The sequence below is a fragment of the Butyrivibrio sp. MB2005 genome (assembly GCF_000424285.1).
In the GTDB taxonomy this organism is placed as follows: Bacteria; Bacillota; Clostridia; order Lachnospirales; family Lachnospiraceae; genus Butyrivibrio.
Window position 1 is genome coordinate 15953 of the sequence record NZ_AUJP01000027.1, and the last position, 15706, is coordinate 31658.

A 15706-nucleotide genomic window follows, 5' to 3' on the forward strand; every position below is an offset into this window, starting at 1 on the left:
ATCCTCCTGCCATTTCTTCGAAATAATGACAGGAGGATGAAACTTACTTCTTATTCTTTGCTCTCTTAACTGTTGCATTCTTTGGAAGTCCGGACTTTACAAGAAGTTTCTTGTTCTTCCCAAAGTTCTTGGCTCCGGTCTTAACCTCTATGGTCACGTTCTTCTTCGTGTTCTTAAGAGCGCCCTTTCCAACCTTAGTAAGCTTTCCTCTGATGATTATAGTCTTAACCTTTTTACCGTAATTAAAGGCATTCTTGTCGATAGTGTTGACATTCTTGCCTATATCTACTTTTGTTGCCTGCATGCAGTTTTTAAGGAATCCCTTGCGGATTCTTGTAACTTTGTAGGTCTTGCCATTTACATTTACTGTTTCTGGAACTACAACAGTTTTGATGTTATTACTGCTTACATTTGTAAGGTCTACTGTTGTTCCTTTTGCTTTTTTGAAGACAAATTGTGAAATCTGTTCATCAGTCTTGCTGTAATTGGTAATCACTATTGTTTTGCCATCAGCATTCTCTTTTGTAACCGTGGCCGCCGTCTTCTCCACCGCATCGGGAACCGTGATGGTCGCATCCGAAGTCGGCGTACCGGAAACTGTTACAACTGTACTACTCGTTCTTGTGGCAGTAATACCATTGTTGGTTATATCAGGAAACTCCGCAAAATAATATCCGGTGTTCGCCGTATAAGTCACTGTGGTCATAGCGGCTGTCAGCCCGGTCTGGCTCGTTGCCCCACCGCTTGTTGTTGCATTCGCACCGCCGGAAAGAGTCACACTGTACGGCTTCAACGAAAATGTATTTGTTCCAGATTCGAAGATGACAGATGACAGATTGAGCTTTAAAGCAGGGCGGACACCAAGCGGGTCGCTCACGTATTGGCCAGACTCCCAGACAGTCCCGTCCCGGCCGTGCACGTACCACGCACATACATCGAATTTACTCTGCGAGCAGAGCCACCAGTTAGCGCCTGCTAGTTTTCTCTTAGTCTCAGACAATCCTTTTGCCGTTTTTATATCAATCAGGGTCAAATCGGATATCACACTGCTGATTTTTTCGAGCGGCTGCCCCTCTCCAGTCAATCCATCCACATATTTTTTGATATCGGATGTTTCATAATTATTCCCTTTTGATCTGTCACTGTTAAATGCTTGGTTCGCAAAGCTTTGTTTTGACAGCAGTGTGACCGTTGAACTATCGTTGGCTATTACATACCACGTTTTCCCGGGCACCTCACTAATGGTCACCTCGGTATCGTTTGTATTCAAATTCCCAAAGCCGGTATACGTTGAAGCCGGATTATATGTTGTGCCATCCGCATACACCGTCAGGCTCATCCCCAGCATCAAGCCCAACACCATCACAAGGCTGAGCAGGAATCCTAAAAAACGTTTCTTAATTTTCATAAGCTATTCTCTCCTTTATACTTTTTTTACGGCTGTTATGGCCGCCGCTGAACCATGCTGCACAACACAAAAAAGCCGAATCTGACAGCGCATAGTAACTCTGTCAAATCCGACATTTATCCATCATAAAGGTAATATGCAGTTTCAAACGCCTTGCGGGAGCAAAACGCAAAAAAGGCGCAGTTAGTCGAGCCGAGCCAAGCCGAGCCGAGCCGAGCCGAGCCGAGCCGAGCCGAGCCGAGGGCATCATATTCTCATTCTGATTTACTATCAAGTTAGTTTTAAGATTGTTTTGTGTCAGATACAATGCTTTTCCTCATCTTGAAATTTAATGCAACCATATCTTTATTATATAGAATTATCTCTAAAATATGTAAAAAAACATAAAGAAACTATTAAGCAGAGCTTTATCAGAAAATGTGTAAGTTAATAGAAAGCATCCATTATTCCCATCGGAGTACAATAGATGCTCTATAAAAACATCCTTTTATTGGCTTTCAGAACCAAGTTCTTCCGCTAATATCTCATTGCAAATCTCAACACACTCATCACATATAAAAACTCCCCTCGGACCAGCAATCACTTTCTTGGCTTGATCCTGGAGCTTATTACAAAAATCCCATTTTACATTTGTGTTGTTGTAAAAACGAATACTTGGAGACAGGTATATAAGATAGAAATATACATAGAAATTATATATCTTTTTGTAAGCGACTGAGCGAGGCAGGTATATAAGGATAGAAATATGATGCACTTTTATATACTTTTTTCTGTGCTTTATAAGTACCAGGGGTGAGTGTTACAGGAAATGCTTATCGAAAAAGTATATAAGTCAAATTATCATTTTCAATTTATATACCGAGCGGAGAAGTTACGGGAGAAATAGGTATATAAATTTGACGTAAGAGCTTTTCTTATATATGTTGTGCAAAATGGCGCGTTATAAATATTTTAGGAACACTTTTGTAAAGAGAGAGTTACAAAAAGCACACATAACAGTTTTATCTCCATTTTTAAGCAATCTCAAAGGGTCAAGATTTCTATTTGTCCATGCATCATCTTCTAAAACTTTTATGGAATGGAGCAGACTTATATACGTGTTTGCTTTTAATTTCTCCTCTTTTTGCAAATTTTCGTATACATCTATGCTCACTATCAATATACTGGAGACGACTTCAACTTCACAAAAGATAAACACCCATGCCAAATGACTACTATGACAGATAGTATGAGCGATAAAAGAATCACCGATGTGAACCAATCCGGGTAAGAGGATACCTCATATGATATCCTGCTCTGACAGTAGTACCATACATAGCTGTATACGATGACCGGTAAAAACTTTAAAAATCTTAATATTCTCATCATTTCCATATGTCTTTGCCCCTTTGGAAAGCCTCCAGTTTCATGAGTTTCTGCTCATATAGTCTTTTTAGCTGAGGTATTCTTATTTGCCGTTCAAACATATCTTTTTCATATATATCAAAATTCATGCAGGCTTTCTCCAAATCAACAGCCTGCCTGTCCTGAACATATGACAGTAATTTGCTTTCCATTGCTATAAAGGAGTGCGTTTTTATTGAAGACAACTTTACATGCTCAAGCTCAGTATATGGAATATTGTAAAACATGGAATTTCCGGAATCGTAAATCGGGGCAAATCCCATGAATTCCAAGGTGTCCGGGTTACGAACGACTGAAATATTGTTCATGTGCCTGTCCGTATTGGATATAAGATAATCTGTCATAATCTCATAGTCCATAAACCGGGTGAACTCTTCATCACTGATTCCAATACTTATACATACCTTTTTGAGTGGATAGTATAGGGATTCATTCTGCTTGATTTTTATTGTTTGCAGTAGCTCCCAGGCGCTTATGCACTCCAGATTTTCGCTGCAAAAATCATAAGACATGCATCCGATACCTTCTATCCCTCCCTCCACATCAACGGTAGAAAGAATATATTCTGTATAATTGCTAAAGCCTTGCTTGCGATGAAGGTCAGTTGCAAAAATCTCATTTAAACTCTGCTGATAAGAACTACCATAGTTTCCTTTGACCATATATCTGCGTCCGGCATCATCAATGCACCATTTCTTTTGTAATTCTCCTTGAGACGCTGCACATTTGAACCGTGTTTTCCTGCGAAGATCTATAACATGATCCTTGTTTATCGTTAGTTCTCCAAAGGTATCCACAAAGTCATTTGTGAACAGGTTTACCTCTTCCCACGACAGATCTTCACCACGTGGCTTTATCCAGTAACAATCTGACAGGCTGAGCGCAAGATTATCCACTAATGCACTATTAGTAGATTCATATCCCAGCTTTTGAAGCGCAGATTTAGCACCATTTCTGGTCTTGGGAATAGCACGGTCTTTCCACCATTCATGGAATCGCATGTCATTCAGCCTGCCGCCCAATGGAAAATGATCTATTTGTGCTTCATTTTTCTTATAATTCCCAAGTTTGCCATCCTCAGAAATCTCCATCAGACATACCGGTATGTTTTTGTGCATAAGATAGTATTCGTTACCAATTTTTTTCACTTATTAACTCCATATAATATCTTCGTTCTTGTCATATTCGCAATCCTGCTCGAATCTCCCACGTACATCATAAAAAGAATCAAACATGTCTTTAACATACAAGCGGAGATTCTCTCTCTTGACCCCTTCGAGAGAAACTCCTATTTGTATCGTGTTACCAAGAGAATCGCTAATACTGTTAGCACTCTTATCATAGAAATATCTATCGCCACTTGCTGTCTGAATGATTTCTGAATACTTTTCCGGCATTGGTAAGAGCATTGATATCATATTCATGATATATGGAGCAGGTCTGGATTCACCCTGTTCCCATTTTCTCAGTGTACTCACAGGAATGCCAAACTTAGCAGCAAAAGCCTTTTGTGTAAGACCGGTATTTTCTCTTAATTCTTTTATTGTTACAGCCATATTATTGCCTCATCAGTTCGTTTAAACTTGTATCCATATTGGATAGTATTATTATACTAGTAACCATATTGGATATCTATATAAAAATAGTACCCAATTAGGGTACTATTGTCAAGCCGCAGGTCTTTATTCCATATATTAGTTCCTTCCACTGGCAAGCGTCATCTTTCCACTAGTGCATCTATAATGACAAAGTCTCAAGCATCCCTGCCGGTGCATGCTTCTGAACAGTTCTTGTAAGTGTAAGAAGCATATATTTGGCATCACGTTCTGACATATCCTCTATAAGTTTATGCAGCTTTTCGTCGTTCTTTTCCATTAGTATACTTGCAAACAATTCTGATCTGTTCATGATTCCCCTTATACAATCTTTTTATTCTTCATCCCTGATTTTATCAAGTGCTTCACTTATTATTTTCGAATCATGCCTGAATATCAGCGTGGTTCCTGCCCATGCACCAGCATATATTATGACATAGATCACAGAAGTTACGATGAAACCTGATGTTCCTCTGTACCAGTGACACAGGTATCCAAATCCCATTATAACAAAATATAACAGCACAAAGTGCAGGATCAAGCTAACCCAACCTCTTACTTTGGACTGTTCATTTTTCTCATCAAAATCATACAAAAAGAAAACAGTTACAACGCTGCACATAAAACTTGCCAGCACAATTGATCCCGGAATATACCAATCGAAGGTGTAATCATATTTTTTCATAGCCAAAAGGCCATAAATGCTTACATAACAGAGCACCATAAAACTCACCATCATGGTCTGTTCGATTATTATTTTTATTCTATTCATATCACAGTCCCAACCTTTTCTTCATCTCTTTTACATAACTTCTGGTGATTATGACAATTTCTCCGTTTAAAAGGACAGCCTGCATTCTTGCGTTGCTCTCCGCTTTTACACTTTTTATTTTCCTGATATTGCAAAGCATGGATTTTGAACATCTGAAAAATCTGAAATCGAGGTTCTTTTCTATCTCATAAAGTCTCGATCGTATCTCAAGACAGTTGTCCTTTGTATATGCAAAACATTTATCATCAACGGTTTCAATATAGTATATCTTAGAAATCGGACAGGGAATGCTTTCGCCATCCCTGTATCCGACTATTATCTGCTCTCCATTTTCGAGAAGACCTATTGCGGTATCTATCGCAGAAGAACGCTCACAGGCATTTATTACTGCGTATTCATCCTCTCCCGGTATAATCTTATTGAACCTGACCTTCAAAACTTTTCCCCTTTAGTTTTTGTTGTATGTTTTTGGATAAATGAATCTGATTGCAAATATAGAAACAACTGTAATAATTATTATGTAAAATACAGTCTTATTCAACTCCCAATTTCCGCCAAATACCTTCGAGTTAAAAGAGAATATTTCCTTCATTGATCTCAAAAATTCTCCATTATCAAGTCCACCAATACATTCATCCATGTGCTTTAAAACGCCGCCTGTGAGATAATTCCTGATAAGTATGGATATTCCTGTGGCAGGGACCAGATTACACACATTCTGAATGTTCTCATTAAACTCTGAAAGCGGGATGTACGCTCCGACTACAAAGCCTGATACAGCTGACAATATTCCCATAAAAGCACTGCAGGTGCTCATATTTTTAAAGAACATCATAAAGAACATTAATACAGCAGTTGATGATATTGTGCCAAGCAAGACTATTCCCATCAGTTTAAAAATATCCGCCGATTCAAAATACATACCCCCATTTACAGTAAGTACACCTATTCCCAAAAACATCACAGTTACTACCTGCAAAAACGAAGTCATTACAGCTGCAAAAAAGTAGGACATGATTATTTCCGATCTCTTTACAGGTGTGGCACTCATATCAAAGAAAGTCTTATCTTCTCTGTCTTTTACCATTACTTCAAGTGCATTGTAAGGTATAGTAAGAAGTGCCGTACTCATGATTCCTGTAAGAAGAAGCCCGTTTACAAACCTGTCGATATCATCTTTTGATACAAGTTCTCCAAGCTCTGATACTGCTTTTTCAATAGGCGAAACCAATGTATTCTTTAGGAAAAGAATATACAAAGCAAGTATTATCAGCGGTGTCAGCATTGAAAAAAAGATCGATCCTTTGTTTGTAAAAAATACCAACATATTTCTCTTAATAAGTCCCCATATACCTCTTAACTTTTTCATTTTCAGCTCACCATTTCCTTTCCTGTCAGTCTTAAAAATACGTCGTCCATTGTGCCCTTAATTATCTCGAAATCCTTAATGCGATCTTTGTTTTTCCAGACAAAATCAGTTATGCCTTCGTCCATTGAAATGCTGTAATGGTCGGCCTCATACCTGTACTGCAATACATCGGCATTTTCAATTATTTTTCTGTTATCATCGTTTGCCTGGGTGTACCAGATCAGCTTTTTAGCGGTGTATCTGCTCCTTAATTCTGCCGGAGTTCCTTCCGCTATAATGTTTCCTTTGTCCATGATCACTACGTTGCCAGCTCCTGTTGTTTCCTCCATATAATGCGTTGTAAGGAAAATCGTGAGTTTTTCTTTTTCCCGCAGATGATTTATATAATCCCAAACCATTTTTCGTGACATCGGGTCAAGACCTGTGGTGGGCTCATCCAAAAACAGGATTCCCGGCTTATGTATCAGTGCTCTTGCAATATCTATTCGCCTTCTCTGTCCTCCTGAAAGCTTCTCGTACTTTTGATTCCAGATTTCTTCCAAGTTAAACTCCTCCCAGAAGTCCCTTAGCCTATTCATTATTTCATCCTTACTGTATCCGTAATATGCGCCTCTTGTGAGCAGATTCTGTTTTACTGTAAGCTTGCTGTCCAAAACGGAATTCTGAAAAACGATTCCAATCTCTTTTCTTATTTCATCATCATTTTTTCCGAGCTCATGCCCCATCACGAAGGCTTCTCCCGATGTTTTGGGAAGGATTGTGCTAAGCATGTTTATTGTCGTTGATTTACCTGCACCGTTTTCACCCAGAAAAGCAAATAACTCACCCTGATTTACAGAAAATGAAATATTGTTTACGGCAGTAAGATCACCGTAACTTTTCTGCAGATTTCTTACTTCAATTGCTTTGTTCATACTGTACCTCTTTCCTCTGATTTATTATCCTAATCAGGTATCCTTTTTCTTCCAAAAAGTGTTTGTTGCTACTGTAGTTCTTTCTTACGAAATTGATATTATCGCATTTGAGACATAAAAAAAGCGTAACTGCGGTGAGTTACACTTTTCATAGGGTGAAATGCAATTTTTTGCCTCAATTTTCCATGGTTATTTCCATTGTCTACTTTAGGGGAATCATATCACAAAACTTGTGTCAGGTCTTTGTAATATCATGTAATTGGGCTAAAAGCTCAGGTTGAGCTCTCAACCTTAAATATACTCGACAATTGTGTTATACAGCCTTCTGGATTCAATCGGCTTTACAAGGTGAGCATTCATCCCGGCCTTGATGCTCTGTTCGTAATCTTCGTGGAAAGCATTCACTGTCATAGCTATGATTGGAATACTCCTGGATGAAGGAATTGTTGTATTCTCTCTTATCTGTCTTGCTACGGATAATCCGTCTATATCAGGCATTACAATATCAAGCAGTATAATATCAAATTTACCATGTTCCGTCCTGTATGTATGTAGCGCCTCCCTGCCATCACGTACCGTAACTACTTCCGCGCCTTTCTGTCTAAGAAGTCTGTCTACAATCTCAAGATTGATCTCATCATCATCTGCAACAAGAATTCTTTTATGTGAAAAGTCGAAGTTGCGATTAATCAAAGCAGCATACTCTCCAGCCGATACCATAGAGAAACGGATCGTTAACTGTATACTTGCTCCCTCTTCAGGATCAGAGGTGGCTTTAATAGTGTCCGCTCCCAATTCATGCGCATAATATCTAATGATAGTAATAGTTGGATCCATAGTTTCCAAAAAGGAATACGTATCATATTCAACAGCTTCAAACTCATCCCTTAAAGCCTGCAGCTTACTGCTTGTAATTGTTGTATCTTCCCCATAGGCTTTAAAACTTATATCAATATAATTGTTGACGTTGCCTACATTTTCTACTTCCAGATTAACAACACCCTTATTGGACATCATCTCTGTAACCACTCTTATCATCTTACGGAGAATACGAAAAAGAATTAAATAATCTGTACTGATGTAACAGTTCTTAAGCTCCTTTTTCTCTATGACAAGCTCTATTCCCACCGGACTTAAAAAATTAGCAACATCCTTTTTCAATGAATCCAGTAATGCATCCAAATCAACAAATTCCGGATGCAATCTTACATGGTTCAACGTAATTTGACGCATTGCCATAACATCATCAATAGATGCATTCATCAAATGGCTTGCACGGTTTATCTGATCCAGGTAATGTTTTGTGGCTACTTCATCATAACCACTCTCTTTTGCCAAATTTGAAAACTCAATGATAGAATACAGTGGTCCTCTGACACTTCTGTTCATCTGCTCAATTAAGGAATTGCTATTTTTTAACTTATGTTCTGTATCAATTAGTTTGTCAATTAGCTTCTTATCATTAATATCGTCCATCGTTTTTCTCTTTTCTATGGAAAAATTTCTGAAAACTTGAGATAATAATATCATATATTCTAATAAAAATGAGTGAATTAAATATAAAATTATTATGCTGAGCATAGAAAGGCACTATATGTATAACTCTCAGGAGATTTCTGTCAATATTCAACCGCACTGTGTAGTAGGAATTGGAGCTTCAGCCGGTGGACTTGAAGCTCTTCAGCAATTTCTGACTTTTCTTCCATCCAATACCGGCATGGCTTTTGTTATAATCCAGCATCTGGCTCCCAATCACAAAAGTATGCTTGTTGACATACTTGGAAAATATAATTCAATGCCTATAAAGGAAATAGAGGACGGAATGCAGGTCGAAAGAAACCACATATATATGATTCCGCCCAAATACAACGTAGTAATCCATAACAATGTCTTGAGTCTCAAGGAGCAAAACCCCCAGGAGATAAGCCACCCTATCGACATCTTCTTCCGCTCTCTTGCCAATGCCTATGAAAACCGTTCCGTTGCTGTCATTCTTTCAGGAACAGGTTCTGACGGAACAAATGGTATCAGGGCCATCAAAGAACAAAATGGTATGATTATTGTTCAAAGCCCTGAGTCTGCCAAGTTCGATGGCATGCCAAGAAATGCAATAAGTACAGGTTTTGTGGACCTTATGTTAAAACCGGATTCCATTGCCAGAGAACTTGCGCATATTGCCAAATCTGTGGTAGACGCGGAAACACAGCTAGGCGTCACCGATGATGACCTTCTCTCCAAGGTTTTTTCAATATTAAAAAATGTCACCAATATAAACTACGCTTACTATAAGCAGACAACCATCCTTCGAAGAATAGAAAGAAGACTTGTAGTAACACATAATCGTAACCTTCGGGAATACGTCAACTACATGACTACAAACCCGGAGGAAGCAAAAATCCTTGCGAAGGAGGTTCTGATTGGTGTCACATCATTTTTTCGTGACCCTGACTACTTCGAAGTATTAAAAGAGAATGTCATCAAAAAGTTGATCACAAGCTCTCATTCCGACGATGAACTGCGCGTCTGGGTTGCCGGCTGCTCAACAGGTGAAGAAGCCTACTCTATTGCTATTCTGTTTGCCGAAGCCATGGAAGAGCTTTCAACACACAGAAGCGTAAAGATATTTGCAACAGACCTTGATCCTGACTCAATAAGCACTGCTGTCCGCGGAATTTACGGAAACAACATAATTGAGGATGTGTCTGTCGCAAGACTCTCCAAATTTTTTACACGAAAAGGGAACAAATATGTAATTCATCATGACATAAGAAAGATGATCATCTTTGCCCAACACAACGTATTCCAGGATCCTCCTTTCGGAAAACTGGATTTAATCTGCTGCAGAAACGTACTTATATATTTCCAGGCTGTTCTGCAACGGAATCTTTTTGCTATTTTTCACATGGCTCTTTCCGACAGGGGATATCTGTTCCTTGGTCGTTCAGAATCAGTTATAGACTATGCGGATGTATTCCGTGTTGTGTGCGCTGATGAAAAGATTTTCATACACTATGCAGAGGGGAATGCACCCGTTCACGAGCAATTTGCCTATTCCATGAGCAATATCGAAACCCCTATTGAGCCCATCAATGTTTCTGGAATTGACGATGAAGATACCACCAGTTACAAGGCGCACGAGCTCGACACCTCTGTTCTTGAAGCGCTTATGCCCGCGACTGTTCTTGTTAATGAAAAGAACGAGCTTGTAAGAAGTTATGGTGACTGTTCAAGGCTCATCTCACTTCCTACAGGCCAAGTTACTTTGGATATTTTCCAGCTCATCAGGGCTGATTTTAAAATTGCGCTCTCAACTGCACTTAAAGAAGCCAGAATTACTGGCGAACGCAAAGCATACTCAGATATTCCTGTTGAAATTGATGGTAAAGCAGAATTTGTTTCAATTGTTGCATATCCTATCTCGGATAATCATGGTGATAAAACAGATTTTACTGCAGTTTCATTTATACGCAGACGCGAACTTGCAAATATCGATATGCAGAAATATAAGGTTGATTTTGCGGCATCCCAGCGTATATCAGATCTCGAACAGGAACTAAAGGCAACCAAAAACTCGCTGCGCCAGACCGTAACAGAGCTGGAATCAACTAACGCCGAGCTCCAGGCCGCCAACGAGGAGCTTCTTACCGCTAACGAAGAACTTCAGTCAAGTAACGAAGAGCTTCAGTCAGTTAATGAAGAATTATATACTGTAAATTCCGAATATCAAACCAAGGTTACAGAGCTAGCCGTTGCAAACAACGATATCTCGAACTTTTTGTCCTCCACCCTTGTTGGAATACTTATGGTGGACAAGGATCTGAACATAAGAAAATATACGGAATACATCTCATCCGAATTCAGTATTGCAGATCAGGATGTAGGTAGATCACTTCGCTACATTGGCTTTAACTTTACCACAATAGATCTTCTTGAACTATGTCGTGTAGTTCTTAATACCATGGAACCAGTAGAACAACGATGTGCATCCGTTGCAGGAAAAACCTATCTTATCCGCATTGCACCTTACCACGAAATCAATGGAACTGAAGAATCCGGTATCTCACCCAACGATAAAAAACGGGCACTCAAAGGACTGGTTCTTACTTTTGTTGATACTACCAAGCAAATCGATGATCAGGAGCAGATTGATGAAATGGGTAAAGCCCTTCGCGCTGCGGTAAAATCAAGTCGCGAAAAAGAGACCTTCCTTTCACAGATGTCTCACGATATGAGAACTCCTCTCACTGCTATCTTTGGACTTACACAGCTTTCACTTCAGGAGGATTCCATAACACCTGCACTTAAGGATAATCTTGATAAGATTATGACTTCCAGCCAATATCTTTTGACACTTATCGAGGAAATTCTGGAGACAAGCAAGATTAACGCAGGAAAAATAGTTTCGATAAGTTCGGCTGTCCGCGAGGAAAATCTTATAACTTCAATTTCAACTATGACAGCTGAGCAAGCTCGTGAAGCAGGCCTTAATTTTGAATATAAGATAAATGGTTCAAAGGATCGTTATGTCCTTATGGACACCAAGCATGTGGAGAGATCCATCCTGAACCTTCTTTCAAATAGTATTAAATTTACTCCAAAAGGCGGCAGGATAATCTTTACAACAAATGTAACCTATACTGATACATCTTCTGTTCATACATACACTATCAGAGACACAGGTATCGGAATAAGTGATGATTTCCAACAGCGTATGTTTATGCCCTTCGAACAGTATCGTGGTACAGATGATCCATACCAGGAAGGGACAGGACTCGGTCTTTACATATGCAAAAATCTCGTAGAACTCATGGGTGGAACCATCTCCTGCACTAGTCACGTAGGCGTGGGAACCGAGTTTACCATAGTTCTTACATATCCTCTCGCAACAGATGAGCAGATATCACTGCATACGCATCAATCTGAAGAATACGAGGATCAGATTCTCTACGGAAAAACCATTCTTCTTGCTGAAGATAACACAATAAATGCGGAAGTCATTATTAAACTGTTAAAAACAAAGGGAATTCATACAGAAGTAGCCAGAGATGGACAGGAAGCCATTGATATGTTCAAAGGACGTGATCCTTACCATTATCAGGCCCTTTTAATGGATCTTATGATGCCTGTCAAGACGGGTCTTGATGCGGCAAAAGAGATTCGAAGCCTTTCTACGCCTGATGCAGCTGTTATTCCAATCTTTGCGCTTACTGCAGATATGGCTAACGATGTAGAAAGCCGCTGCCAGAATGCAGGTATCGATCTGATACTGGAAAAGCCAATTGACCAAAACAGACTGTTTGCAAGCCTTGCCAAGGCTATCCAGAAGCAGCTCGATAAGGCCTGACACTTTACGCTTTTTTCTAGGAGATATTGTATGGACAATAAGCAAATTGAAGCACTTAACTTATGGGGAGCGGATTCAGAATCAGCAATAAAAAGGATGCTTGGCGACGAAGTCTTCTACCTCAGTCTTGTTGATGCTTTTGTATCAAATAATGATTGGAATGATATGTGTAAATTAATTGAGAAAAAACAATACAGGGATGCCTTTGTCATATCTCACAGAATGAAAGGCTCCTGTGTCGATCTCTCGTTGACGCCGCTTTTCAAAGCTATGTGCGAACTTACAGATGATCTGCGCTACGAAGAAATACGTCCAACGCTGGAAAGCGACCTTGAGGCAGCACAAAAGCTCAGAGACTCTTTAATCAAAGCCTTACATTTAGAATGATTTATTTTCTGTTAGTTATAAAAAGCCTGTCACCTTTACAGAACTTGTGATATGTATAAGTGACAGGCATTTTTTCCGATTTTAACGTACAAATATATGAACCACTATGAAAACAGCCAGATATGCGATGTTCACAAGAGTGAAGGTCAGCAGATATTTGCCTGTTTTTTCTTTGTAATCATTGGTATATGCCTTAAAAGAAATCAGGCTGGCCATTGATGCGATAAGAGTTCCAAGACCTCCTACATTTACACCTGCAAGAAGCTCTTTGTAGTCTCCTGCAAAATCCGTAAGAAGCAATGTCGCAGGCACATTACTGATAAACTGGCTTGTTATAACAGATGTTATGAATTCTTTTCCCTGAACAAGATTCTGCAGAATATCGCGAATCTGAGGGATTTTTCCTATGTTTCCTGTAAAAATGAAGAATCCTATAAAGGTAAGAAGCAGGATGTAGTCTGCTCTCAGCAGAATTTTTCCATCAAGGATCGCTACAGTAACCAGGATGATACCCGCCATGATCTGCCATGGAATTATTCTAAGTACCGTAAGAAGTGCAACTACAAACAGGATGGAGTATATGACCACCTGCCCGGTGCTTCCGAAGCTTTTTACTATGTGGTAAGTGTCTGTCCTGTCACCAAGACCTTCCTTTTTTCCTGGAATGAACAGCACGGATATCATAAGAAGAACCAGCGCCAGTATCGAATATGGCAGCATACATCCGATGAACTGCGCCATGCTCATGCCTGTAACTCCGTACAGATAGAGATTCTGAGGGTTTCCGATGGGAGTAAGCATACTTCCAAGGTTGGCTGCCACGGTCTGCAACACTACCACAGGGATCATCATATCTTCTCTTTTGCAGTTGTGAAGTGTCATAAGTGCGAAGGGCACGAAGGTAATCAGCGCCACATCATTTGTGATAAGCATGCTTCCGAAGAAACACATGAGGATGAGGATTACCGCTACCTGCCATCCTTTTGAAACCTTTTTGAGAAGAATTTCTCCTATTTTTTCAAAAATGGAGTTCTCCCTGAAACCCTGGACCACGATCATCAGTCCCCATAGGATGCCCAGCGACCTGAAATCTATATAACCGAGATAATCTTTTCCCGGGTGCACGAAAAAAGCTGAGATCACGGCCAGAAGCCATGCTGCCGCAAGGACAGGATCAGATTTTAACTTGCTTATTATTTTTTTCATTACTACTATCCCCTTTGATATAATCATTGGAATTCCAGGCCCAGATAAGCTCTATGGCCATGAAAATCCAAATAGATGGCTCACACCATATTACAGCATTATACCCGAAATGGGGAATAAGTAGTATCACAAACATAACTTTTCCGCAAAGTTCTATTACGCTGCTCAAATGAAACCATTTACACGCCTCTTTGTCTGGCAACGCTAATTACACTCGAATTGACTGCTTCCTGTTTTACATAATCTGCCAAATCTGTTATTTCTGTCTTATCTGTTACTAATATTAAAATCTGTAATGTAACACATATTCGTTGTCCCCATATAATATCTAATCTTTTCAGAGGTTTGGCAAAATCTTAAATTTCTATAAATTCTCATAAATGCAAAGTGATGATTTTTGGTCGGGTTTTATAAACATTTAATTCATTTGCGCTACTTGCTCGCTGTCTTCTTTACGGGGATGAATAGCATTTCCACTAATCACAAATAGTATTATCCATAAAGCTCCTCTGACAATATGCCGATCATCCCTGAAACAACAGTACCATTTACCAGATCCACGGTATCAACTTGTGCTTTACCCGCTTTCTGTAATCGGAATATCCCGCAAGTCCTTGTTCAAGTACCTGTTCTTCATTGCGGATGCGTTTCGCGATGATCGGGATATATACAAGCATGATAACAAAAGATATAACCGATCCAAGTACAAGCGGCATTGATAAAAACAAAAGAAGGGTGCTCGAGTACATCGGATGTCTGACAATCCCATAAAGGCCGGTATCTATCACCTTTTGGTTTTCCTGCACCTCGACAATTCTGGAAAGGTAAGCGTTTTCCCTAAGAACCTCCGCATAAAGCAAATAGCCAAGCAGAAACACTGCGGTTGCGGCATAGGCGATCCAATTTGGCAAAATGATCCAGCCAAACCGGAAATTTAACCCTGCTACGACAAAAGCGGCAAAAAACATCAGTCCGCTCAATACGATGACCGTTTTCTGCTCGGATTGCTCTTCTTTTGCGTTCAGCCGTTTTTGTAACAGTTCCGGGCTTTTCTTCATCATGACAAATCCCGCTACGATCATGGGAACAAACAAAACTGCCATCAGAAGCCATCCGTTCCAATAGGAAAAAGATCCCGCGGGTATAAACAGAAGAATACCCATCAGGAACACCCCCGAGATCACTTTTATGATTGCCTGTGCAAATAATTTACCGTTCATACTATCTCCTTTTCTCATACCGTATCATCAGCATATGCGCCGGTTTAAGATTTGCCACGGTGTATCGACGAACTACAGGAAGCGACC

Annotated in this window: 14 protein-coding genes; 2 read left to right on the plus strand and 12 right to left on the minus strand. The window is 39.7% G+C overall.

What is annotated here, in order from left to right; genetic code table 11:
* Nucleotides 1-43: 43 nt before the first annotated feature.
* The 10 genes from G610_RS0113460 to G610_RS0113505 form a co-directional block, all read right to left on the minus strand.
* Nucleotides 44-1408, minus strand: a complete 1365-nt coding sequence (locus tag G610_RS0113460) for a leucine-rich repeat protein (RefSeq protein ID WP_026525217.1) — start codon at nucleotides 1406-1408, stop codon at nucleotides 44-46.
* Between the two features lie 487 nt (nucleotides 1409-1895).
* A complete protein-coding gene (locus G610_RS23810) occupies nucleotides 1896-2162 on the minus strand; it encodes a ClpX C4-type zinc finger protein (protein ID WP_330368135.1) in 267 nt (88 codons plus the stop codon).
* A gap of 610 nt (nucleotides 2163-2772) precedes the next feature.
* The gene (locus G610_RS0113470) at nucleotides 2773-3960 is read right to left on the minus strand and encodes a hypothetical protein (RefSeq protein WP_026525219.1); all 1188 of its coding nucleotides are present in this window, start codon (nucleotides 3958-3960) and stop codon (nucleotides 2773-2775) included.
* Nucleotides 3961-3963: 3 nt separating this feature from the next.
* Complete coding sequence (locus G610_RS0113475; protein ID WP_026495573.1) at nucleotides 3964-4368, minus strand: helix-turn-helix domain-containing protein; 405 nt, start codon at nucleotides 4366-4368, stop codon at nucleotides 3964-3966.
* Nucleotides 4369-4549: 181 nt separating this feature from the next.
* Complete coding sequence (locus G610_RS23120) at nucleotides 4550-4720, minus strand: hypothetical protein (RefSeq protein ID WP_155831034.1); 171 nt, start codon at nucleotides 4718-4720, stop codon at nucleotides 4550-4552.
* A 21-nt stretch (nucleotides 4721-4741) separates the two neighbouring features.
* On the minus strand, nucleotides 4742-5179 hold the full coding sequence (locus G610_RS0113485; protein WP_026525220.1) for a DUF3021 family protein: 438 nt from the start codon (nucleotides 5177-5179) through the stop codon (nucleotides 4742-4744).
* Between the two features lies 1 nt (nucleotide 5180).
* On the minus strand, nucleotides 5181-5615 hold the full coding sequence (locus tag G610_RS0113490; protein WP_026525221.1) for a LytTR family DNA-binding domain-containing protein: 435 nt from the start codon (nucleotides 5613-5615) through the stop codon (nucleotides 5181-5183).
* A 12-nt stretch (nucleotides 5616-5627) separates the two neighbouring features.
* Nucleotides 5628-6548 (minus strand): ABC transporter permease, encoded by a 921-nt coding sequence (locus G610_RS0113495; protein ID WP_035797585.1) that lies wholly within the window; start codon nucleotides 6546-6548, stop codon nucleotides 5628-5630.
* A gap of 2 nt (nucleotides 6549-6550) precedes the next feature.
* The gene (locus G610_RS0113500) at nucleotides 6551-7462 is read right to left on the minus strand and encodes an ABC transporter ATP-binding protein (RefSeq protein ID WP_026525223.1); all 912 of its coding nucleotides are present in this window, start codon (nucleotides 7460-7462) and stop codon (nucleotides 6551-6553) included.
* 291 nt (nucleotides 7463-7753) lie between these two features.
* Nucleotides 7754-8938: a response regulator gene (locus G610_RS0113505; protein WP_026525224.1), complete on the minus strand. Its 1185-nt coding sequence runs from the start codon at nucleotides 8936-8938 to the stop codon at nucleotides 7754-7756.
* 118 nt (nucleotides 8939-9056) lie between these two features.
* Here G610_RS0113505 and G610_RS22315 point away from each other — a divergent pair, with 118 nt between their 5' ends.
* On the plus strand, nucleotides 9057-12806 hold the full coding sequence (locus G610_RS22315; protein WP_051198006.1) for a chemotaxis protein CheB: 3750 nt from the start codon (nucleotides 9057-9059) through the stop codon (nucleotides 12804-12806).
* A gap of 30 nt (nucleotides 12807-12836) precedes the next feature.
* Nucleotides 12837-13193 (plus strand): hypothetical protein, encoded by a 357-nt coding sequence (locus tag G610_RS0113515; RefSeq protein WP_026525225.1) that lies wholly within the window; start codon nucleotides 12837-12839, stop codon nucleotides 13191-13193.
* Nucleotides 13194-13274: 81 nt separating this feature from the next.
* Here the strand turns inward: G610_RS0113515 and G610_RS0113520 are convergent, their stop codons facing one another.
* Nucleotides 13275-14399 carry an SLC13 family permease gene (locus G610_RS0113520; protein ID WP_026525226.1) on the minus strand — a complete coding sequence of 375 codons (1125 nt, stop codon included), beginning with the start codon at nucleotides 14397-14399 and terminating at the stop codon, nucleotides 13275-13277.
* Between the two features lie 548 nt (nucleotides 14400-14947).
* Nucleotides 14948-15619: a methyltransferase family protein gene (locus G610_RS0113530; RefSeq protein WP_026525227.1), complete on the minus strand. Its 672-nt coding sequence runs from the start codon at nucleotides 15617-15619 to the stop codon at nucleotides 14948-14950.
* Nucleotides 15620-15706: the final 87 nt, after the last annotated feature.